The sequence below is a fragment of the Hyphomonas sp. genome (assembly GCF_018402285.1).
Taxonomy (GTDB): domain Bacteria; phylum Pseudomonadota; class Alphaproteobacteria; order Caulobacterales; family Hyphomonadaceae; genus Hyphomonas.
In genome coordinates, this window is sequence record NZ_JAGYJH010000006.1 from 56,071 (window position 1) to 78,027 (window position 21,957).

19 protein-coding genes are annotated in these 21,957 nt (G+C 63.3%); 13 read left to right on the forward strand and 6 right to left on the reverse strand.

The genetic code is table 11. The features are described 5' to 3' along the window. The first annotated feature begins 143 nt into the window (after positions 1 to 143). Complete coding sequence (gene mutS, locus KG722_RS12020) at positions 144 to 2,816, forward strand: DNA mismatch repair protein MutS (protein ID WP_213272025.1); 2,673 nt, start codon at positions 144 to 146, stop codon at positions 2,814 to 2,816. On the opposite strand, the gene KG722_RS12025 is transcribed toward mutS, so the two are convergent. Continuing rightward, a complete protein-coding gene (locus KG722_RS12025; protein WP_213272026.1) occupies positions 2,813 to 3,499 on the reverse strand; it encodes a VOC family protein in 687 nt (228 codons plus the stop codon). The genes mutS and KG722_RS12025 overlap by 4 nt on opposite strands. A gap of 107 nt (positions 3,500 to 3,606) precedes the next feature. Here KG722_RS12025 and KG722_RS12030 point away from each other — a divergent pair, with 107 nt between their 5' ends. Continuing rightward, complete coding sequence (locus KG722_RS12030; protein WP_213272027.1) at positions 3,607 to 4,776, forward strand: alpha/beta hydrolase; 1,170 nt, start codon at positions 3,607 to 3,609, stop codon at positions 4,774 to 4,776. Between the two features lie 5 nt (positions 4,777 to 4,781). Here the strand turns inward: KG722_RS12030 and KG722_RS12035 are convergent, their stop codons facing one another. The 3 genes from KG722_RS12035 to KG722_RS12045 all read right to left on the reverse strand — a co-directional run bounded on the left by KG722_RS12035 (position 4,782) and on the right by KG722_RS12045 (position 6,931). Further along, complete coding sequence (locus tag KG722_RS12035; protein ID WP_213272028.1) at positions 4,782 to 5,189, reverse strand: hypothetical protein; 408 nt, start codon at positions 5,187 to 5,189, stop codon at positions 4,782 to 4,784. Between the two features lie 27 nt (positions 5,190 to 5,216). After that, a complete protein-coding gene (gene gshB, locus KG722_RS12040) occupies positions 5,217 to 6,167 on the reverse strand; it encodes a glutathione synthase (RefSeq protein WP_213272029.1) in 951 nt (316 codons plus the stop codon). A 68-nt stretch (positions 6,168 to 6,235) separates the two neighbouring features. Next, a complete protein-coding gene (locus KG722_RS12045; RefSeq protein WP_213272030.1) occupies positions 6,236 to 6,931 on the reverse strand; it encodes a BON domain-containing protein in 696 nt (231 codons plus the stop codon). 281 nt (positions 6,932 to 7,212) lie between these two features. Between KG722_RS12045 and rsfS the strand changes: the two genes are divergently transcribed. The 3 genes from rsfS (at position 7,213) to KG722_RS12060 (ending at position 9,423) form a co-directional block, all read left to right on the forward strand. Then, entirely contained in the window at positions 7,213 to 7,566 is a 354-nt protein-coding gene (gene rsfS, locus KG722_RS12050) for a ribosome silencing factor (RefSeq protein WP_366910249.1), read from the forward strand. Between the two features lie 3 nt (positions 7,567 to 7,569). Next, positions 7,570 to 8,034 (forward strand): 23S rRNA (pseudouridine(1915)-N(3))-methyltransferase RlmH, encoded by a 465-nt coding sequence (gene rlmH, locus KG722_RS12055; RefSeq protein ID WP_213272031.1) that lies wholly within the window; start codon positions 7,570 to 7,572, stop codon positions 8,032 to 8,034. Between the two features lie 93 nt (positions 8,035 to 8,127). Then, positions 8,128 to 9,423 carry a TAXI family TRAP transporter solute-binding subunit gene (locus KG722_RS12060; protein WP_213272032.1) on the forward strand — a complete coding sequence of 432 codons (1,296 nt, stop codon included), beginning with the start codon at positions 8,128 to 8,130 and terminating at the stop codon, positions 9,421 to 9,423. A 2-nt stretch (positions 9,424 to 9,425) separates the two neighbouring features. On the opposite strand, the gene KG722_RS12065 is transcribed toward KG722_RS12060, so the two are convergent. Continuing rightward, entirely contained in the window at positions 9,426 to 10,181 is a 756-nt protein-coding gene (locus tag KG722_RS12065; protein WP_213272033.1) for a LytTR family DNA-binding domain-containing protein, read from the reverse strand. 153 nt (positions 10,182 to 10,334) lie between these two features. Here KG722_RS12065 and KG722_RS12070 point away from each other — a divergent pair, with 153 nt between their 5' ends. The 7 genes from KG722_RS12070 (at position 10,335) to odhB (ending at position 20,428) form a co-directional block, all read left to right on the forward strand. Continuing rightward, positions 10,335 to 10,898 carry a DUF2306 domain-containing protein gene (locus KG722_RS12070; protein WP_300998482.1) on the forward strand — a complete coding sequence of 188 codons (564 nt, stop codon included), beginning with the start codon at positions 10,335 to 10,337 and terminating at the stop codon, positions 10,896 to 10,898. A gap of 69 nt (positions 10,899 to 10,967) precedes the next feature. Further along, on the forward strand, positions 10,968 to 12,182 hold the full coding sequence (locus KG722_RS12075; protein ID WP_213272034.1) for an alkaline phosphatase D family protein: 1,215 nt from the start codon (positions 10,968 to 10,970) through the stop codon (positions 12,180 to 12,182). A gap of 36 nt (positions 12,183 to 12,218) precedes the next feature. Then, a complete protein-coding gene (locus KG722_RS12080) occupies positions 12,219 to 13,469 on the forward strand; it encodes an MFS transporter (RefSeq protein ID WP_213272035.1) in 1,251 nt (416 codons plus the stop codon). Between the two features lie 131 nt (positions 13,470 to 13,600). Beyond that, positions 13,601 to 14,794 carry an ADP-forming succinate--CoA ligase subunit beta gene (gene sucC / locus KG722_RS12085; protein ID WP_213272036.1) on the forward strand — a complete coding sequence of 398 codons (1,194 nt, stop codon included), beginning with the start codon at positions 13,601 to 13,603 and terminating at the stop codon, positions 14,792 to 14,794. A 5-nt stretch (positions 14,795 to 14,799) separates the two neighbouring features. Next, positions 14,800 to 15,702 (forward strand): succinate--CoA ligase subunit alpha, encoded by a 903-nt coding sequence (gene sucD, locus KG722_RS12090; protein ID WP_213272037.1) that lies wholly within the window; start codon positions 14,800 to 14,802, stop codon positions 15,700 to 15,702. A gap of 149 nt (positions 15,703 to 15,851) precedes the next feature. Further along, positions 15,852 to 18,860: a 2-oxoglutarate dehydrogenase E1 component gene (locus KG722_RS12095; RefSeq protein WP_300998483.1), complete on the forward strand. Its 3,009-nt coding sequence runs from the start codon at positions 15,852 to 15,854 to the stop codon at positions 18,858 to 18,860. A gap of 29 nt (positions 18,861 to 18,889) precedes the next feature. Beyond that, positions 18,890 to 20,428 carry a 2-oxoglutarate dehydrogenase complex dihydrolipoyllysine-residue succinyltransferase gene (odhB, locus tag KG722_RS12100; RefSeq protein WP_213272038.1) on the forward strand — a complete coding sequence of 513 codons (1,539 nt, stop codon included), beginning with the start codon at positions 18,890 to 18,892 and terminating at the stop codon, positions 20,426 to 20,428. On the opposite strand, the gene KG722_RS12105 is transcribed toward odhB, so the two are convergent. Further along, positions 20,425 to 20,814 carry a hypothetical protein gene (locus KG722_RS12105; protein ID WP_213272039.1) on the reverse strand — a complete coding sequence of 130 codons (390 nt, stop codon included), beginning with the start codon at positions 20,812 to 20,814 and terminating at the stop codon, positions 20,425 to 20,427. The two genes, odhB and KG722_RS12105, sit on opposite strands and share 4 nt — an antisense overlap. 269 nt (positions 20,815 to 21,083) lie before the next feature. Here KG722_RS12105 and yghU point away from each other — a divergent pair, with 269 nt between their 5' ends. After that, positions 21,084 to 21,956: a glutathione-dependent disulfide-bond oxidoreductase gene (gene yghU, locus KG722_RS12110; RefSeq protein WP_213272040.1), complete on the forward strand. Its 873-nt coding sequence runs from the start codon at positions 21,084 to 21,086 to the stop codon at positions 21,954 to 21,956. Position 21,957 lies beyond the last annotated feature (1 nt).

Genomic DNA, 21,957 nt, shown 5'->3' on the forward strand with positions numbered 1-21,957 from the left:
GGTTCGCTCGGACGGTTGTTCTGTTGCGGGTGTCTGTCTCTGTCCCGTCTAGGCCGCGCCGGAGGCCCTGCCAACAGTGAAATGGGGGCGCTGGTGCCGCATGGCTTTGCGAATCTGCGCGGACCCGGCTAGCTTGCCGCCCCATGCCCGACACAGCCCGCCCTTCCGCCACAACAGAACCGACGCCCTTCATGGCGCAGTATCTGTCGATCAAGGCAGAGCATCCGGGCGCTCTGCTGTTCTTCCGCATGGGCGATTTCTATGAGCTGTTCTTCGAAGATGCCGTTGAGGCAGCCGGGATTCTCGACATCACGCTGACGGCGCGGGGCGAACATGACGGCAAGCCCATTCCGATGGCAGGGGTGCCGTATCATGCAGCAGAGGGCTATCTGGCGCGGCTGATCAAGGCCGGGTGCCGGGTCGCGGTCTGCGAGCAATTGGAGTCTCCAGCCGAGGCGCGCAAACGCGGGTCGAAGTCAATCGTCCAGCGCGGTGTCGTGCGGATCGTGACACCGGGGACATTGACCGAGGACGCCCTGCTGCCCGCCCGGCAGGGGCAGGCCCTCGCAGCCCTCGCCTTTGCGGGAACAGGCGAGGCGGCGCTTGCGGTCTGCGATGTCTCGACCGGCGCATTTGACCTGACCGCCATTCCGGCCGCGCGTCTCGGCGAGGCGCTGCTCGCCTGGCCGCTGAGCGAACTGGTAATTTCGCAGGAGGACGCAGACCGCCGCCTTATCCGGGAGGCGCGCGGTTTCCTAAGCGCCCCGGTCACCGAGCGCCCGGGCCGCGCCGCAACCGCCAAAGTGGGCGAAACCCTGCTGAAGGAAGTGTTTGGCCTTGCCGCGCTTGATGCGCTGGGCGATTTCAGCCGGGTGGAGCTGGCCGCGGCCGGCTTGCTGCTCGACTATGTGAAGCTGACCCAGGCAGGTGCCCCGATCCGGCTGCGCGCGCCAAGGCGTCCGGAAGCGGGCGGGCTTCTGCTTATTGATCCGGCAACGCGCGCCAGTCTGGAAATCGACCGCAGCATCAGCGGGGGCCGGGACGGGACGCTGCTTGCCGTGATTGACCGGACGGTGACGGCGCCCGGCGCGCGCCTTCTGGCAGCGCGGCTGGCGCGGCCTTCGCGCAGCATCGCCGAGATCACGTCCCGGCAGGACGCGGTCTCGCATCTGATGTCGGGAGGCGGCCTGCTCGAGGATGTGCGCGCGCGGCTGAAATCGGCGCCCGACCTAGAGCGCGCGGTGATGCGGCTCAACCTTGGGCGTGGTGGCCCGCGGGATCTTCAGGCACTCTCAAAGGCGGTGCTCTCGGGCGCAGACGCGGCCGCCTTGCTGGGGCAGGATTTGCCCGAGCGCCTTGCCGATGTTGCCGGAACCCTGGGCCTTTCCGGCGCGCCTTCCGTGCGGGCTTTTGCCGAAGATATCGCCCGCGCCCTGGTGGAAGCCCCGCCCATGCTCGCCCGCGAAGGCGGTTTCGTGGCGCAGGGATGGGACGCAGGCCTCGATGAAGTCCGTGCCCTGAGGGACGGCAGCCGCCGCGTGATTGCTGAGCTGCAGGCAAAGTATGCCGATCAGACCGGAATTTCGGCCCTGAAGGTCAAGTTCAACAATGTGCTGGGCTATTTTATCGAAGTGCCCGCCGCCAAGGCAGACCCGATGCTGCGCGCGCCGCTATCGGCCGATTTCATTCACCGCCAGACGATGGCCGGGGCGGTCCGCTTCTCCACGCATGAGCTGGCCGATCTTGCCGGGCGCATCGGCCGGGCAGAAGACGAGGCCAAAGCGCGCGAGATCGCCATATTTGACGGCCTCTGCGCCAGGGCCGACCAGCTTGCCGGGCCGCTGGCCCTCATTGCGGCGGCTCTGGCAGAACTTGACGCCGCCGCCAGCCATGCGGTCTGGGCCGGCGAAGTGGGCGCCGTGCGCCCGCAATTTGATCACCGCCCGGTCTTTGAGGCAAGGGGCCTGCGCCACCCAGTTGTCGAAGCCGCCCTCAAACGGGACGGGAAGGGCTTTACCGCAAACGATCTTCTTCTGGATGCGGACGGCACGGACGGCGCGCGCTTCCTGCTGGTCACCGGCCCCAACATGGCGGGTAAATCCACATACCTGCGCCAGTCGGCCCTTGCCGTGATCCTGGCTCAGGCGGGCGGTTTTGTTCCGGCAACCTCGCTGAGGCTGGGCCTTGCAGACCGTGTCTTCTCACGCGTCGGCGCCTCGGACGATCTGGCGCGCGGCCGCTCGACCTTCATGGTCGAGATGGTGGAAACCGCCGCGATCCTCAATCAGGCAACGCCGGAAAGTTTTGTCATTCTTGATGAAGTCGGTCGGGGCACAGCAACCTGGGACGGCCTTGCCATCGCCTGGGCAGCGGCCGAGCATCTTCACGATACGAACAGATGCCGCGCCATCTTCGCCACGCATTATCATGAGCTGACAGACCTTGCCGCGCGCCTCCCGGCTGCGGCCAATGCCTCGCTGAAGGCGCGCGAATGGAAGCAGGACCTGATCTTCCTGCATGAGGTCCAGCCTGGCCCGGCGGACCGCTCCTATGGCGTGCAGGTGGCAAAGCTCGCCGGCCTTCCGCGCTCGGCGGTCGCCCGCGCCGGGCAGATCCTCAAGAAGCTGGAAGCAGGCCCATCGGCGGCTGAAAGCCTGCCTCTGTTCGCGATGGTGGCCGAGGACCCGGCCCCGGAATGTCCTGCCGAGAGCTCTGCCCTGATCGAAGCGCTTGAGGCGGCAGATCCCGACAGCCTCACCCCGCGCGAGGCGCTTGACCTGATCTATCGCCTGAAAGCGCTCAGCCAGCGACCCTAGCTCGCAATCTTCACCGGAGGCTCGAACTTCGCTGACCTGGTAATGACGTCATCAGGCGCTGCGATCATCGCCTTGTACATCGGCTCGGGATAGGCTTGGTGCGGCTTGGCGGGATCATAAGGCGGCTGGGCGACCTTGCCGCCTTCGCCTGAATACGGATCCGGGCTCTTGTACCGGGCAAGGTCCTCGTCCGAAATCCCAAGCCGCGCGATCACGGCCGGATCTATCCAGGCGTCTGGATTGATTGCTTCCTCCGAACACGCCACTTCCAGGGTGAGCTGGTCGGGCCCGGCAAAGTAGATCGACTGGCACATCGCATGATCGAGCGGTCCGATGACATTGATACCCTTCTTGCGGATGCGGTCCCGGATGGCGAGAAGCTCTGCGGGCGTATCGACCCGAAAGGCGAGGTGCTGCATTGTTCCGGGGGCGGACGGGTCTGCGCCGGTGCCGGCATGGGTCACGCCGAGCTCGATCGGGATATTCTTGACCGCAGGCAATTCCACGACCGAGAAATAGGAATGGTCATCCATGTGCAGGAAGGCATGAACGCCGCCGGGCACGCCGTGCATGTCGAAGATCGCCGAGAGCTTGCAGCCCAGAACATCTGAAAAGAACGCGATATGTTCGCGGATGTCCGCCGCCATGATGGCGATGTGATGAATGCCGTTCACCTTGATCATGGCTCAATTCTCCCTTGCCCCTCGGGCTTGACCCTGCGGCGCCGTTGCTCCGGCGCGCTGACGCTATAATGTGCTGCAAGTTCAATCGGGGCAAGGAGGAAGACGCGATGTCAAGCCAGCAGAGACTGGTTCGCGAGCCATATCTGGTCCTGCACACAGAGACATCCGCCTTCAAGGATGTCTATGGCGGGGCAGGGGAGAAGGTGGTTGTCGAATGCATGCGGATATTCCGCGAGGGAACGTCAGCGCGTAGTGTGGTAATCTTTTCCCACCCCATTGGCGGCGGAGCGTTCCTGCCACTGGTCAACGCGCTCGCCCATGCCGGCCACCATGTCATCTATTGCAACACGCGCTACCGGGGCAATGACACCGCCCTCATAATGGAAAAGTGCCTGGCCGATCTTGGCGCCTGCATCGCCCATGCCCGCACGAAGCTTGGCTATGGCCGCGTGATCCTCGGCGGCTGGTCGGGTGGCGGCTCGCTCTCCCTGTTTTATCAGGATCAGGCCGAGAAAACGACGATCACCGAGACACCGGCCGGTGAGCCGTATGACCTGACAAAGAAAGACCTGCCGCCCGCCGATGGCATCATGCTGCTGGCCGCTCATGTCAGCCGCGCGGTGACGCTGACCGAATGGATGGATCCGTCGATCCATGACGAGGCCCGCCCGTTCGAGCGGGATCCATCGCTCAACATCTATGATCCGGCCAATCCTGATCAGCCGCCCTACACGCCTGCTTTCGTGGCCCGCTTCCGTGCGGCGCAGCTTGATCGCAACCGCCGGATCACGTCCTGGGTGCGTGAGACGCTCGACGATCTGCGCCGAAAGGGCGAGCCCAATATGGAACGCGCCTTCACCGTTCACGGCACGATGGCCAATGTCTGCTGGACCGACCCCATGCAGGAGCCGTCAGACCGGCGCCCCTATACCTGCTACCTGGGAGAGCCGCGCATCGCCAATGACGGACCGGTCGGCCTTGCGCGGTTCACGACGCTGCGATCCTGGCTGTCCCAATGGGGCTATGATACGACGAATGCGGATGGTCTTGGCAATGCGGCGCGCATTTCCTGCCCGGTGCTGGTGATCAACAATACCGCAGACCTTGCCTGCACGCCCAGCCATGCAGCGCGCCTCTATAAAGCCGTCTCCCATGACCGGAAGACCTACCAGGATATACAAGGGGCCGATCATTACTACATAGAACGCCCGGATCTTCTGCCGGAAGCGGTCAGGGCGTGTTCGGAATGGATGGAAGCTGAAGAACTGGCCGGCTAGCCCGTTTAGTCGGGCAGGCGGATGAGATCGTCTTCTGCGGCACCAGGCTCCGAAGGCGCTTCCAGCAGCGAAGCCGCGTCTTCCATCTCGTCCAGATCGATGCCGAGATCGATGCTTTCACCAAACCTGGCGCCGCTGAGGACGCCCGCGCCAAGAACGGTATTGCTTTCGCCCGAACCGCCAAGGCTGTCTGAGCCGAGCAGGCGTGTGGAGCTTTCCTGCGGCGCGCCGATATTCAGGTTCAGCGTACCGCTGAGCTCTGTCTCGGAGGTTGCCGTCGACATATCGACCGACAGCGGGTCACCTTCGGCGGGCGCTGCGGCAACTGCTTCGGCGCTCGGCTCGACAGCATCGGAGCAGGCTGCGCCGGTGGCAGCGAGGGACAAGAGAAGCGCGACAGTAATCGGTTTCATGAGCATTCCCCGAAATTGGCCCAAGCGTCAGCCTGCGGCAAGCTTTGCCTGCACAACGTCCCAGAATTTTGCAGCCGCATCAATGCCTGACAGACGCTTAAGGGCCTGAAGGCCGGTCGGTGAGGTGACATTGACCTCGGTGAGGCGTCCGCCGATCACGTCAATACCGGTCAGGGTGAGCCCCCGGCGCCGCAGTTCCGGCCCGATGGCCTCACAAATGTTGCGGTCCGCGGCGGAGAGGTCTGTGGCCTCGGCTGTCCCGCCAACGACCAGGTTTGACCGGACCTGGCCGGCTTTTGGCCGCCGGTTGATGGCGCCGACCGGTTCGCCATCGATCAGGATGACGCGCTTGTCGCCTTCAGAAACGGCCGGCAGGAAAGCCTGCACCATCAGCGGCTCAGGCGCCCGGGCAAAGAAAAGCTCCAGCAGCGAGTCGAGATTGGGGTCGTCGTACTTCAGTCGGAACACGCCCGCCCCGCCATGCCCGTGCAGCGGCTTGACGATGATATCGCGGTATTCATCGCGGAAGGCGTCAATCTCCCGGCGGTCGCGCGTCACAAGGGTTGGCGGCATAAGTTCGGGAAACATCAGCGGGAAAATCTTCTCCGGGCTGGAACGCACACCGGCCGGATCATTGACCACAAGGGTCTGGCCCGTCACCGCTTCGAGTAAGTGGCAGGCGGTGATGTAGGCCATGTCGAATGGCGGATCCTGGCGCATCAGGACCACATCGACATCGCGCGCGATGTCCAGCGTCTGGTGTGGGCCGAAGAGACCGGGGGTTTCGCGGACACGCTGAACCTTTGCCGGACGAGCCCAGGCGGTCACGCGGCCCTCCCGGAAGGAAAGGTCGGCCGGGCCATAGATGAAAATCTCGGCGCCGCGGGACTGCGCCACTTCGGTGAGCGCAAAGGTGGTGTCCCCGTCGATGTTGACCTGCTCCAGCGGGTCCATCTGGATGGCAATACGAAGCGTCACGCTGTTCTTCCTTCCCGCGTTCCCGGAAGGCAGGTGAAGGGCTCAAGCCTCCCCCAAAAGCTTCCGGTTCAGTAACTGACGCCGCGAAGTTCGGGCAGCGCCTGGCTGTCATATGACGTGTCAGGCTGCGATTGGTAAGAGGGGGAGGGCGAAACGGGTATTTGTGTTGTCGGGGCCGCAGGGCGCACCACCTCGTCCACCACCCGGACATAGGAGACGACCTGCTTCACGCCGCCCACAACGCTCGCTTCTTCGGCGGCCCGGCGTAGTTCCTCCGGTGTGCGCGCGATGCCCATCAGGTAGACCACGCCATTATACGTCTCGACATTGAAGTTGATGCTCTTGACCGTGCCCGAGCCGATCAGACGGGAGCGGACCCGGCCGCTGATTATCTCGTCAGATACATTGGCAAAGAAGCCGCCCGGTTGCTCGATCTTGAGCTCATTGGCCACATCCTGGGTGTACATCGACGTCCAGGCGACGCCTTCGGCGCGGGTGCGGTCTTCGGCCGAATAGACCCGGCCGGTCAGCAGGACGAGCCCGCCGGCGACCTCCACGTCCACTTCGCCAAACCGGCTGGAGCTTTCCGAAATAAGGCGTCCCTTGATCTCGTTGGAGGCGGCGGTGTCGTCGATCGACTGGCCGATCGTCTGGTCCTTTGAGGCGGCGAGACCTGCGGCGCCGACCGCGCCAACGGCGGCGACAGCGCAATTTGTAAGCGGCAGCAGGGCAATCAAAGACAGGAGGACGAGGGGCGCACGCATGAGACTGTTCCTGAGGTCTGGCCGGGAGGGGCCCGGTTACAAAGCCGATAGATACGGCGATTTTCTGGCAAACTAAATTTAATTCCCTGTATCCCAGCTGAACAGTGCTGCCTGATAGCGATCAAAGGCGGCTGGCATCGGGCACCTGCCCGGATTCTGTCCAGATGGGCTTTTTGCTGGTTGAAACCGCCCATACATGGTAATTTCAGGTTCAAACAGTCAAAGGAACCCACGTCCTGTCATCCGCCACTTCCCGGGCCCAGCCCCCCAAAAGCGTCACGATCGAAGAGATCAGAACGGTCGCCGATGCGCTCTGCAACGTTCTCGAAGACGATAAAGCCGAGGACCTGGTCCTTGTCGAACTGCAGGGAAAGTCCTCCCTGGCAGACTTCATGATCATCGCGTCCGGACGTTCGAGCCGCCATGTTGCGGCGCTCGCGAGTAATGTGGCCGAGGAAGTGAAGAAGATGACCGGCCGCAAGCCCAGCGTCGAAGGCATGCCGAATGCCGACTGGGTCCTGATCGATACCGGCGATGTGATTGTTCACCTCTTCCGCCCGGAAGTGCGTGAGTTTTACAATCTCGAGAAGATCTGGGTTTCCGACAAGTCTGCCCACCGCGCCAACGCGACCTGAGGCATGCGCCTTCAGATACTCGCTGTCGGCCGTCTCAAGGACGGGCCAGAGCGCGACCTTACCGATGATTACCTGCGCCGGGCCGGGGCCATGGCCCGCGCTTTGGGCTTCAGGGGTCCCGACGAAGCCGAAGTCGCGAGCGGCGGGGGCGTGGATGGTGAAGGCGCGCGGCTGCTGGCGAAACTTCCCGAAGGCGCCCGTATCATCCGTCTGGATGAAGGCGGAGAAAACCTCTCCTCCGATATGTTCGCGTCCCGGCTCTCGCGCTGGCGCGACGATGGCGTGCGCGACGCCTGTTTCCTGATCGGCGGGGCGGAGGGCTATTCGCCTGAAGTGCGCGCCGCAGCGCCCCAGACGCTCGCTTACGGCGTGCAGACCTGGCCTCACCGGCTGGTGCGCGCGATGCTGGCCGAGCAGCTTTATCGCGCGATGACCATCCTGGCAGGCACGCCCTACCACAAGGCCTGACGGAGGGCGTGACGCCCCCGGTGCTTGCGCTTGGGGCCTGCGCAGGTCAAATGCCCTGGCAGGGAACGGGGCAGCAGGAGCGGGACAGGACGAATGCCGGGCAGGGACTTCTGGAAAATCTACGGCCCCTTGCTGGCCGTGGCACTCATCGGCTTTGTCTGGGCGCTTGCTGCGATGGACCCGGCACCACCCAAATCCATCCGCTTTGCCGCGGGCTCGCCCGGGGGCGCCTACCATGCCTATGCCGAGCGCTATGAGCGCCTGCTCGAGGAGCAGGGGATCGAGGTCGAACTTGTCGACACGGCCGGCTCGATCGACAATCTTCGCCTGCTGGAAGCCGGTGAGGTCGATGTTGCCATTGTCCAGGGCGGACTGGCGACGGCCCGGGACGCGGAAATTCTCCGGTCGGCCGGCGGGATTTTTGAAGAACCCTTCTGGGTGTTCGTGCGCGCCGGTCATCCGGCGGAAAGTTTCGGCGATCTGCGCAGCGCGCGCCTCTCCATCGGTGTGGAAGGGTCGGGCACCCGCGCGCTCGCCCTCGGCCTTCAGCAGCAATATGGCGGCGCCTGGCCCGAAGCTTCCCGCCAGGCGCTTGGCAGCACGGAGTCTCAGGCCGCGCTTTTATCGGGCGAGATCGACGCTGTTGCTTTCGCCGCCTCCCCTGGCGCCGCCTACATTCAGGCCCTCATGCGCTCGGATGAGGTGAGGCTATTGCCCTTCGATCGCGCTGAAGCGCTTGGGCGGCGTGAGGAGGCCCTTTCTGCCGTCACCTTGATCCGGGGCGTGATCGATGTCGGCGCGGATGTGCCTTCCCGCGATGTGCCCCTCGTGGCGGCCATCGCCCAGCTTACCGTGCATAGCGACATCCATCCGGCCATCGAGGCGCTGCTGCTTGATACAGCCGTGCTCATTCATGCCGAGCCCAGCGTCTTCACCAAAGGCGGCCAGTTTCCCAGCATGACGCATGTCGAGCTTCCGGTCAGCAAGCAGGTCGCCCGCTACTATCAGGACGGGCCATCCTTCCTGCGGCGCTATTTTCCGTTCAGCGTGGCGAACTTTCTCGACAGGGCCTGGGTGCTTGCCATCCCGCTCCTGACGCTCGCTTTCCCGCTGGTGCGGGCGGCCCCGCCGCTCTACCGGTGGCGCGTGCGCCGCAAGATCTATGTCTGGTACAAGGATCTGCGGGAGCTTGAGGCACAGGGCAGGGCGCTCCCAACCGGAGCTGCCCGGATCGGCGTGGAGAAACAGCTCGAGCGCTTGCAGGTCGAAGTGGGCAAGCTGGACGTGCCGCTGTCCTATACGGACGATCTCTACCGGCTGCGCAGCCATATCGAGTTCGTCAAGCAGCTGCTGGTCTCAACAGATCCGGTCACCGGCGTCACGATGTAGGCTCAGGCTGCGAGCCCGGCCGCCTTCACTTCCGGCAGGAAGGTCCGGGATACGGGAACCTGCGCGCCCGACACCAGCACAAGGCTGAGCTTGCCGCCCTGACGGTTTGTGTCGCGCACCGCCGGCTTTGCCACCCACCAGGACCGGTGCACTTGCAACCCGTCTGCCATGGCAAGTTCGCGCATGGCATCGGCCAGCCGCATCAGGATCAGCTCCTCGCCATAGCTGGTGTGGATGCGCAGGTAGTGGTCCTCCGAGGAGATCGCATAGAGCTGGGCAGTGCGGTATTTCACCGGCAACCGCGACAGGAATGTTGCCTCCGGGTTTGCGCCCTCTACTGGCTCCGGCGGCGGCGCGAGCACGGATCGTTCCAGCAGGTAGCCGACAGCCGTCATGGCTGCCGCAATGACCCAGACGAGCCCGAACAGGCGCGGCATATAGCTCAGGGTCAGGACCCGGTCGAACAGGAGCCTTTCGAGGATCATGATGGTCATGGTGATCACCAGCGCAGTCGACACGCTGACGATCAGCAGCGTCAGGGGCGTGGGCAGCGGCGGCTGGCGTTTGCGGAGCGCGAAGTGTGTCGCCTCCCCGGTCAGGCTTCCGAGGATGATCAGCCCGGTCCAGTAAAGGAAGGTTGCCCAAAGCGGCAGGTCTCCTGTCGCGTTGTAGGGGCGGATGACCGTCAGGAAGGCGCCGATCGCGCAATAGATCGCGAGTTCCTTGCCGCGCTGTTTCCAGTCAATGGCGATACGCAAACGAAAGCCCCCTCGAATTTCGTGCTTCGTCAGCCGTTCTGACGGGATTTCGCGAAGGATTCCACCCTCCACACGCACTCTGGGTTTCAGGGGGCCGGGCTGAGCGCAAATTGGGCATACGCTTCCCCCAAACCGCTTCCGGAGATCTTCCTGATGACCGTCCTTGCCACGCCTTCCACCACCAAGCCTGCCTTGCACGAGCGCCGCATCGAGCGTCTCTGGCGCCTGTATCCCAATCGGATGATGGCGGCGGTCGCGCTGCTTGTTTACGCGGTCATCAGCTATCTGACGCTGGCCGGAGCCGGCCCGGTGCGGTTCCGGGTGGATTTCACATTGCTCCTGCAATCACCGCTCGTATTGCAGGCGCATGTCGCCGCGGCCGTGATCACGTTCGCCGCCGGCTGCGTCCTGCTGGCAGGCGTGAAGGGCCGGGCAACGCACAAGGCGCTGGGTTATGTCTGGGTCGTCAGCATGGCTGTCACGGCGGTCAGCTCTTTCTTCCTGCAAAGCCTCAACCCGGGAAGTTTCAGCTTCATTCATGCGCTCTCGGCATGGACCATGATCATCCTGCCGATGGGGCTGGCAGCCGCCCGGCGGAAGAATATCGCAGCTCACCGCAAGCACATGACGGGCATGTTCATGGGCGGATTGGTAATTGCCGGATTGTTCAGCTTCCTGCCCGGAAGGCTGATGTGGCACCTCTTCTTTGCGGTCTGAGCCGATTGGCCCTTTAAACCTGTCACAAAGCGCCCCTACAGTTCCTCCACGGGTCAACAGGAGGACAACATGGGACGCTTTCGGGCACTTTCGGCAAATCTCGCGCTGATGCTGGCGCTCGCTTCGTGCCAGACCCCTGCCGCGCCGCCTTCCGGAACGGTGGCTTTCCTCCCCGATGATCTGCTCGCGCCGGTGAGCGCGGAGGCCGCGCTCGAATTCTACTACCGGACCCTGCCGGAGGACTTCTTCCCGCGCGCGCCGAGCGGGGTCTCCCTGCCGGGGGATCAGGACGTGCTGACCCGCATACTCGTCGGCTCCTGCTTCAATGAGGAGACAGAAGACGGCACCGCTATGTCGACCGTGGCGGCGCAGGAGGCAGACCTCTTCCTGATGATCGGGGACAATGTCTACGGAGACATGGACGGGCGCAGCTATATCAGCAACGAGGCCACCCTCGACGAGCTGCGCGAGAGCTTTGCCGAGCTTGCCGCGCGCGCCGACTTTCAGGCCGTGCGGGCAAAGCATCCGATGATGGTGGCGTGGGATGACCATGACTACGGCGCCAATGATGCGGGCCGCGAGTTTCCCTTCCGCCGCCTTGCCGAGCGGATACATGAGCGGTTCTGGGGCCTGGAGAACGAAGATGTCGGCGCCTGGCCCGGCACCTATTACGCCCGAAGCTTCGGCCCTGAGGGCCGGCGCGTGCAGGTCATCATGCTCGACACCCGTTTCTTCCGCTCCGGCCTGACTCCCACCGATGAGTGGGGCGCCAAAGGCAAGGAGCGCTATATTGCGTCTGCGTCCGAGGGGCAGGACATGCTGGGCAATGACCAGTGGACCTGGCTGGAGAACCAGCTTCAGGAACAGGCTGACCTGCGCCTGATCGTGTCGTCCATCCAGATCATGACCACGGACGGCCATGGCTATGAAGCGTGGTCGCGCCTGCCCGCCGAGCAGGAACGCCTCTACAGCCTCATCACCGAGACGCAGGCCGAGGGTGTGGTCTTTGTATCCGGCGACCGGCACACAGCTTTCCTGTACAAGGATGACGCCGTGCTGCCTTATCCTGCCCATGAGATCACGGCATCCTCGATGAATGTCTCGATGCGCGATACGTCTTCGGAAGTTGACCGCGCGCAGATCGGGGCGGGCTATGCGCCGAACAATTTCGGGGCCATCGAAATTGACTGGGAGACCGGTACGGTCCGTCTTGCCATCAAGAGCGACACCGGCGACACCGTCAATGAAGTGGCAGCCCCGTTCCGGGCGCCAGTGGGCAATTAAGGGCGCGCCACCCGGCCGGCGCGCCGGAACGAGGCCATGACCGACACACGCTCCGTCCTTGCGCTAATCCTGTCGGTGATGATCCTGCAGCTGGCGGGCGGGCTGACCGGCATCCTCACCCCGCTCGGACTTGAGCGGCTGGGCGTGGATGCTTCGCTGATCGGTTTTGTCGCGGCGATGAATGCGGCCGGCTTCATGCTGGGGGCGTGGACCTCGCCGCGCGCGCTTGCCCTTGTTGGCAATATCCGCCTGTTCGCGGCCGGGGCAGGGGTCAGCGCGGCAGGCATCCTGTCCCTGGCCCTGATCCAGGAAGCGCCCTTCTGGGCGCTGATCCGTGTCCTCCAGGGCATCTCGTTTGCCTACATGTTCACCAGCATCGAAAGCTGGCTGGGCGAGGCAGTGCCGGCCCGTTCTCGCGGCAATGTGATGGGCGTCTATCATACGGCCGCCAAACTCTCGCTGATCGTCGGGCCGTTCTTCCTGGCCGGGCTCTCGCCGCTCGACAGCCGGTCCTATATCTGGGCGGGCCTCTTCCTCGCCCTCGCCCTGGTTCCAACCTGCCTGACCAAGCTGAAGGAGCCGCCCCCGCCAGACAGAAAGGCCATGCCGCTCGGCCAGCTCTTCGCGATTGCGCCGGCGGCCGTGGTGGGCGTGGTCGGCGCCGGACTTGTCAATACCGGGACGCTGGCACTTCTGCCGGTCTATTTCGAGAAATTCGAACTGGCGGGCGGGGGCACAGCGGCAGCCGCTATCGCCATCGCCATCGCCTGGATCGGCGGGCTGATCGTGCAATGGCCGGCCGGGCGGCTGTCCGACCTGATCGACCGGCGCCTGGTGATTGCCGGGCTCGCGGCTGTATCTGGCGCGGCGGCCATCCTGATCGCGCTCTTTGGCAGCGTCATCGGCGAAACCGGCATCCTTTTCCTGATCGGCCTCTGGGGGGCAGGAGCGCTCTGTTTTTACGGGGTGTGCGTCTCACATGCGATTGACCGCACGCCCCAGGGTCAGGTGCCGCAGGTGATGTCAGGCCTCCTCTTTGTCTGGGCGGCGGGATCGATTGCCGGGCCGCTGATTTCCGGTATGGCGATGCGGATTGGGGGCGCGGTAGGCCTCTTCGGCTTTGCCGGGGTGATGCTCGGCCTGCTCGCGGTCTACATGATCGTGCGGGTTCGCCAGCGCAGCGCGGCTGAACCTCCCCCGCCCGGCGAGCGTGCCGCGATCCTCCCCAGCCCGCTGGCGAGCGTTGAAATCATGCCGCGTGACCCAGCGGAAGGCGATCAAAGCTAAGTACTCGGAATTGTACTCAGCCTGTTGCAGGCTCCCTTGAGGCGTGTATATAGCGCCCCGTCAAAGAGGAACGGAAACGGTAACCGGCAGGGATGCTGGCGGGCCGTGAGGCCGGACAGGGAAACCACTCCATGAACATCCATGAATACCAGGCCAAGGCGCTGCTCAAATCCTTCGGGGCGCCTGTGGCAGAAGGCGTGCCTGTGCTCTCGCTCGCCGATGTGCAGAAGGCAATCGACACCCTCCCGGGCCCGCTCTGGGTCGTGAAAAGCCAGATCCACGCAGGTGGCCGCGGCAAGGGCAAATTCATCGAGCCGGAAGCCGGTGAAAAAGGCGGCGTTCGCCTCGCTTTCAACAAGGAAGACGTGAAGAAGCATGCCGAAGCGATGCTCGGCAAGCACCTCGTCACTGCCCAGACCTCTGCCGCCGGCAAACAGGTCAACCGCCTCTACATCGAAGACGGCGCCGACATCGAGAAGGAGCTTTACCTCTCTATCCTCGTCGACCGCGCCACCTCGAACGTGGCCTTCGTGGTCTCCACCGAAGGCGGCATGGACATCGAAGCGGTCGCCCATGACACGCCCGAGAAGATTCTCACCGTCCAGATCGACCCGATGGCCGGCGTGACGCCTGCTGACGCCGCCAGGATCAACACGGCCCTGAACCTTTCCGGTTCGGCCGCTGAAGACGGCCTCAAGCTCTACCCGATCCTCTACAAAGCCTTTGTCGAGAAAGACATGGCGATGCTGGAAGTGAACCCGCTGATCGTTATGAAGGACGGCCATCTGCGCGTCCTTGACGCGAAAGTGTCGTTCGATGGCAACGCGCTGTTCCGTCATCCCGACGTTCAGGCGCTCAAGGACGAGACCGAACAGGACGCCAAGGAACTCGAAGCGGCCGAATGGGACCTCGCCTACATCGCCCTCGACGGCACCATCGGCTGCATGGTCAACGGCGCAGGCCTGGCCATGGCCACCATGGACATCATCAAGCTCTATGGCGAAGAGCCCGCCAACTTCTGCGACGTTGGCGGCGGCGCCGGCAAGGAGAAGGTGGCAGCTGCCTTCAAAATCATCATGAAGGACCCCAACGTGAAGGGCATCCTCGTGAACATCTTCGGCGGCATCATGAAATGCGATGTCATCGCCGAAGGCGTGATCGCAGCCGTAAAGGAAACCAATCTCGCCGTTCCGCTCGTTGTGCGCCTTGAAGGCACCAACGTCGATCTCGGCAAGAAGATCATCCGCGAGAGCGGCCTGAACGTCATTCCGGCCGACGATCTCGACGATGCAGCCCAGAAAATTGTCAAAGCGGTGCGGGGTTAAGTTCCATGTCCATTCTGATCGACAAGAACACGAAAGTCCTGACGCAAGGCATGACCGGCAACACCGGCTCGTTCCACACCAATCAGGCGCTCGGCTATTACGGCACCCAGATGGTGGGCGGCATTCACCCCAAGAAGGGGGGCGAGATGTGGAAGGCCGATAACGGCCAGGAACTCCCCATCTTTGCGTCGGTCGCCGAAGGCAAGGCAAAGACGGGCGCCACCGCGTCTGTGGTCTATGTCCCGCCCGCTGGCGCCGCCGCGGCCATCGAGGAAGCCATCGACGCTGAAATCCCGCTGATCGTCTGCATCACCGAAGGCGTGCCCGTGATGGACATGGTTCGCGTAAAGGCAAAGCTCGCGAAATCCAAGTCGCGCCTCATCGGTCCCAACTGCCCGGGCATCATAACCGCCAACGAATGCAAGATCGGAATCATGCCGGGCTCCATCTTCAAAAAGGGCTCGGTGGGTATCGTTTCGCGTTCGGGCACGCTGACCTATGAAGCCGTGTTCCAGACCACCAATGCGGGCCTCGGCCAGACCACCGCTGTCGGTATAGGCGGCGACCCGGTCAAGGGCACCGAGTTCATCGACATCCTGGAAATGTTCCTGGCTGACGATGAAACCAAATCCATCATCATGATCGGCGAAATCGGCGGCTCTGCCGAAGAAGAAGCCGCCCAGTTCCTGATGGACGAAGCCAAGAAGGGCCGCAAGAAACCGATGGCCGGTTTCATTGCCGGCCGCACAGCGCCTCCCGGCCGCACGATGGGCCATGCCGGCGCGATCGTTTCCGGTGGCAAGGGTGACGCAGAATCGAAGATTGCCGCCATGGAGGCCGCGGGCATCCGCGTCAGCCCCAGCCCGGCACGTCTCGGCACCACACTTGTCGAGGTGCTAAAGGGTTAGAAAGACCCTATAGTTGAGATATGCGGCGCCCGCTCCCGGCGATTCGGGGGCGGGCGTTGTAACATAACCTGCTTCACGTAGGGGCAGGGGGTATCGTCCGTCCCTATATCAGTCGCCGGGGGCGGCAACTCTGGAAGGATGACCTTTATATGGCCGACGATGGCAGCCCGGTGAATGGCCCCCGCAGCACGGGCAATGCGGCAATGCTGGATACTGCGTTCCTGTATGGGGGCTCTGCCCACTGGCTGGAACAGATGCAGGCGGCTTACGCCAAGAACCCCCATTCCGTGCCCGAGAGCTGGCGCGCCTTCTTCGCCGAGCTTGGCGATGAACCGGCGAGCGCCGCTCAGAACGCGGAAGGCGCCAGCTGGAAGCGCAAGGACTGGCCGCGCCCGGCCGCCAGCGAACAGATCGCCGCTTTTGATGGCGACTGGGCCCTCATCGAGCCAAAGATCGAGAAGAAGATAAAATCCGCCAGCCCCGGCATGGCGGCCGAGGATCTCGGCCGCGCGGTCACCGACTCGATCCGCGCGCTGATGATGATCCGTGCCTACCGGATGCGCGGGCACCTCGCCGCCCAGCTCGACCCGCTCGGCCTGTCCGGCTTTGGCGAGCAGCCCGAGCTTGACCCGGCGAGCTATGGCTTCGGCCCTGCCGACATGGACCGCAGCATCTATATCGACGGCTATCTCGGCCTCGAGCGCGCCACCCCGGCGCAGATGCTCGATATCCTGCGGCGCACCTACTGCTCGACGCTCGGCATCGAGTTCATGCACATTTCCGATCCGGAAGAAAAATCCTGGCTTCAGGAGCGGATCGAGGGCCCTGACAAGGGCGTCGCCTTCACCCGTGAAGGCAAGCTGGCGATCCTGCGCAAGCTGATCGAAGCGGAAGCCTTCGAGCGCTTCCTGCACAAGCGTTATCCTGGCACGAAGCGTTTCGGCCTGGATGGCGGCGAAGCGGCCGTTCCGGCGCTGGAGCAGATCATCAAGCGCGGCGGCGCCCTCGGCGTGAACGAGATCGTGGTCGGAATGCCTCACCGGGGCCGCCTCAACATGCTCGCCGCAGTCATGGGCAAGGGCTACGAGAAGATCTTCCACGAGTTCCAGGGCGGCTCCACGCAGGGCGCGGGCGAGTTTGGCTCGGGCGACGTGAAATACCACCTCGGCGCCTCGTCGGACCGTGAGTTTGACGGCAATGTGGTCCACCTCACAATGAACCCGAACCCGTCACACCTTGAGGCGGTGAACCCGGTTGTCCTCGGCCGCACGCGCGCCAAGCAGTTCATGGAATCGCGCCAGACCGGAAAGCTCGACCGCTCGCACAAGATGCCCCTGCTGCTGCACGGGGACGCCGCTTTTGCAGGGCAGGGCGTCGTGGCCGAATGCTTCGCGCTGTCGGGCCTTCAAGGCTACCGCACAGGCGGCACGATCCACTTCATCGTCAACAACCAGATCGGCTTCACCACGAGCCCGATGTATTCGCGCTCCTCGCCCTATCCTTCGGATGTAGCGCTGATGGTGCAGGCGCCGATCTTCCATGTGAACGGCGACGACCCCGAGGCTGTTGTCTACGCCGCGAAAGTGGCCACCGAATACCGGCAGAAGTTTGCAAAGGATGTCGTCATCGACATGTTCTGCTACCGCCGCTTCGGCCACAATGAGGGCGATGATCCGACGATGACGCAGCCGGTCATGTACCGCGTCATCAAGGATCGTCCGTCCACGCGTGAAATCTATGGCCAGCGCCTCGTCTCCGAGGGCCTTCTGACGGCCGCCGAAGTCGACACGCAGGTCAAGGAGTTCGAGGATTTCCTCGACCGCGCCTTCGAGGCTGGCAAGACGCTGAAAACCAACAAGGCTGACTGGCTGGAAGGTCAGTGGTCGGGCTTCGGCCTGCCGTTGGACGATGACCGTCGCGGCAAGACAGGCGTGTCCAAGGCGCGCCTGAAAGAGCTTGGCGACGCAATCACGAAGATCCCGGACAGCGTGGACGCGCACAAGACGGTGGAGCGGGTCATCGCCCGCCGCCGCGAAAGCTACGAGACCGGCAAGGAAATCGACTGGGGCGGCGCAGAGCATCTCGCCTTTGCCAGCCTGCTGGACGAAGGCTTCCCGGTGCGCCTCTCCGGCCAGGATTGCGGCCGCGGCACCTTCGTGCAGCGCCACAGCCATATCGTTGACCAGACGAGCGGCGACCGGGTGACTCTGCTCAACCAGATCCGTGAAGGCCAGGCGCCGTATGAAGTGATCGACTCGCTCCTCTCCGAGGAAGCCGTGCTCGGCTATGAATATGGCTACTCGCTGACCGATCCGAACACGCTTACCTGCTGGGAAGCCCAGTTCGGCGACTTCGCCAACGGCGCGCAGGTCTACTACGACCAGTTCATCTCCTCGGCAGAGCGCAAATGGCTGCGCATGTCAGGCCTCGTGATGCTCCTGCCGCATGGTTATGAAGGTCAGGGCCCGGAGCATTCCTCCGCCCGTCTCGAGCGCTTCCTGCAAATGTGCGCGGAAGACAACATGCAGGTGTGCAACCTGACGACGCCGGCAAACTACTTCCACGCCCTGCGCCGCCAGATCCACCGCGAGTTCCGCAAGCCACTCGTCATCATGACGCCCAAATCGCTGCTGCGCCACAAGCTGGCCACCTCGACACTGGACGACATGAACACCAAGTCGACCTTCCACCGCATCCTCTGGGATGACGCCGAAACGCCGGGCCGCGAAGGCAAGGTGAAACTGGCGAAGGATAACAAGGTGCGCCGCGTCGTGCTCTGCTCGGGCAAAGTCTATTATGACCTGTTCGAAGCGCGTGAAGCTTCTGGCCAGGACGACGTCTACCTCCTGCGGATCGAGCAGTTCTACCCGGTGCCGCGCAAGTCGCTGATCACCGAGCTGAAACGCTTCCCGCAGGCAGAGCTCGTCTGGTGCCAGGAAGAGCCCCGCAACATGGGTGGCTGGACGTTCATCCGTGACGAGATCGAATGGTGCGCCGCGCAAGCTGGCTACAAACAGCCGCGTCCGAAATATGCCGGCCGTCCGCCTTCGGCGGCGACCGCAACGGGCCTCCTGTCCAAGCACCAGGCCGAGCAGGCCAACCTTCTCAAGACAGCCCTCTCGCCCGATCCGGTCGATGACCGGATCGTTTCTCCCTGATACTCCAAAAGAAGAGACGGACACGACACATGACAGACATTGTTGTTCCCACACTCGGCGAAAGCGTTACCGAAGCCACCGTTGGCCAATGGCTGAAATCGGCAGGCGACGCGGTGAAGAAGGACGAAGTCCTCGTCGAACTTGAAACCGACAAGGTTTCCGTTGAGGTTTCGGCCTCTGAAGACGGCGTCCTGTCGGAGATCGTGGCCAAGGAAGGCGACACTGTGGACATCGGCGCGCTGCTCGGCCGCCTGAGCGCCAATGGCGCGGCCAAGCCTGCACCTGCCAGGGAAGCGCCCAAAGCCGAAGCCAAGGCGGAGTCCAAGGCCGCCGAAGCCAAGCCGGCCGCCGCTGCTTCGGGTGGCGCCTCCACGGACGTCAAGGTCCCGGTGATGGGCGAGAGCGTTGCCGAAGGCACGATCGCCAACTTCGCCAAGAGGGTCGGCGAGAGCGTCAAGAAGGACGAGACCATTGCCGAGATCGAAACCGACAAGGTGGCGCTGGAAGTTCCCGCTCCCGCTGACGGGGTGATCCTCGAATGGCTGGTCAAGGAAGGCGACTCCGTCACGCCCGGTTCCGTCATTGCACGGATCGGCGCCTCGGGCCCAGCCTCTGCCAAGGCCACCGAAGCCGTCGCAAAGACCGAAGCGCCAAAGGCGGCTGCCCAGCCGGCGGCCACAGGCGATCGCCCTGTGTCGCCGTCAGTCCGCCGCATTTCCACAGAAGCCGGCGTCAGCGCGTCTGACATCCCCGGCACTGGCCGCGATGGCCGCGCCACCAAGGCTGATGCCCTGGCTTACGTCAATCAACCGAAAGCAAGCTCCTCGACCATGCCTGACACCGCTGCAAAACCACCGCGCGAAACCGGCCCCCGTGAAGAACGTGTGCGGATGACGCGCCTGCGTCAGACCATCGCTCGCCGCCTGAAGGAAGCTCAGGACACGGCTGCGATGCTGACGACGTTTAACGATGTCGACATGTCGGCCATCATGGACCTGCGCAAGAAACATCAGGACTCCTTCGTCGCCAAGCACGGCATCAAGCTCGGCTTCATGAGCTTCTTCGTGAAAGCCTGCGTCAACGCGCTCAAAGAGGTCCCGGCCGTCAATGCCGAGATCGATGGCCAGGACATCATCTACAAGAACTATTATGATGTCGGCGTAGCCGTCGGGACCGAAAAGGGTCTCGTGGTTCCTGTTGTGCGCGGCGCAGATGATATGTCGCTGGCCGGCATCGAGAAGGCAATTGCCGAACTCGGCAAGAAAGCCCGCGACGGCAACCTCACCATCGGCGACCTGCAGGGCGGCACCTTCACCATCTCGAACGGCGGCATCTACGGCTCGCTGATGTCGACCCCGATCCTGAACCCGCCACAGTCGGGCGTTCTGGGTATGCACCGCATCGAGGACAAGCCGATCGTCCGCAATGGCCAGATCGTCATCCGCCCGATGATGTATCTTGCGTTGAGCTATGACCACCGCATCGTAGACGGCAAGGAAGCGGTGACGTTCCTCGTCCGCGTGAAAGAAGCGCTGGAAGATCCCGAGCGGATGCTGCTGGAAGTCTAACGCTGCTTCCGGGTGAACCATCCCCGGATCATCAGGGACTGAAAGAACGGAACGGGCTGATCGAAGTGGGCTGCTTTGATCAGCTCTTCGGCTTTCTGGGGCGGGCGGGCGGCCACATCGCGCCCGAACATTTCCGGAAATGCCGTGCGGCCTTCCTCGGGCAATCCTGACAGCACATAAAAGCCAAGCCGGGTTTCCATCAGTTCTGGGAAGGTTTGCGACGTCCGATCGGCGGCAATATCGGCGTTGACTAAGACCGCGCCCGGTTTCACGCACACTGAAATTTCGTTGAAGTAACGCAGGCATTCGTCCGTATCCGTATTGAAGTGCGACGCCAGGAATGAAATGGCTGCATCAAACGGGGCAGGGGCGTTCAGGCTCTCCATATAGCCCGCGTGAAAGGCGCACCGGTTTGTGACGCGCGCCGCGCCCGTCCGCCGCCGCGCGCTTCATCCAAGGCGATCAGACAAGAGGAAGCGGCGCTGGAATCAGATATCAAGAAACTCCGATAGTTGCGATAAAGGCTGGCCGGATAATCCAGCCGCGCCCAGCAGGCAAGGCCTGTGTCCGGCCGGAACGCTTTGCGCCTTGTAAAATGCGGTTTAAGTCAAACCTTAAGACAGCAAGATGGCTCTCACTCCGAAGGAAACGCTCCATGTCAGCCTCCGAATATAACCCCCCGAAAGTCTGGACCTGGAACAAGGATGCGGGCGGGCGCTTTGCCAACATCAACCGCCCCATCGCCGGCCCGACGCAGGAAAAAGCCCTGCCTGTGGGCAAGCATCCGCTGCAGCTCTATTCGCTCGGAACGCCCAACGGGGTCAAAGTCACAGTGATGCTAGAAGAGCTGCTGGCGCTGGGCTATTCGGGCGCCGAATATGACGCCTGGTTGATCAATATAGGCAATGGCGACCAGTTCACGTCCGGCTTTGTGGACATCAACCCCAATTCCAAGATCCCGGCGCTGTTTGATCGCTCGGTCGATTCCGGTGTCCGCGTGTTCGAATCCGGCGCCATTCTGATGTATCTCGCCGAGAAGTTCGGCGCCTTCCTGCCCAAGTCCTATCCCAAACGCGCCGAAGCGCTTAGCTGGCTGTTCTGGCAGATGGGCTCGGCGCCCTTTCTCGGCGGCGGCTTTGGCCATTTCTACGCCTACGCCCCGGTGAAAATCCAGTACGCCATCGACCGCTATGCCATGGAGACCAAGCGCCAGATGGATGTGCTCGACCGTCACCTCGCTGAACATGAGTATATGGCAGGCGACGAGTACACGATCGCCGACATGGCGATCTGGCCCTGGTATGGGGCCCTGGCGCAGGGCGTCCTCTATGAGGCGGGCGAGTTCCTGGAGGTCGAAGGCTACAGTCATGTCCAGCGTTGGACAAAGCAGATCGCCGAGCGCCCGGCTGTCAAGCGCGGCCGCATGGTCAACCGCACCTTTGGCAAACCGGAAAGCCAGCTCTGGGAGCGCCATGACGCCAGCGACTTCGACATGAAAACGCAGGACAAGCTCCAGGCCGGCAGCTGAC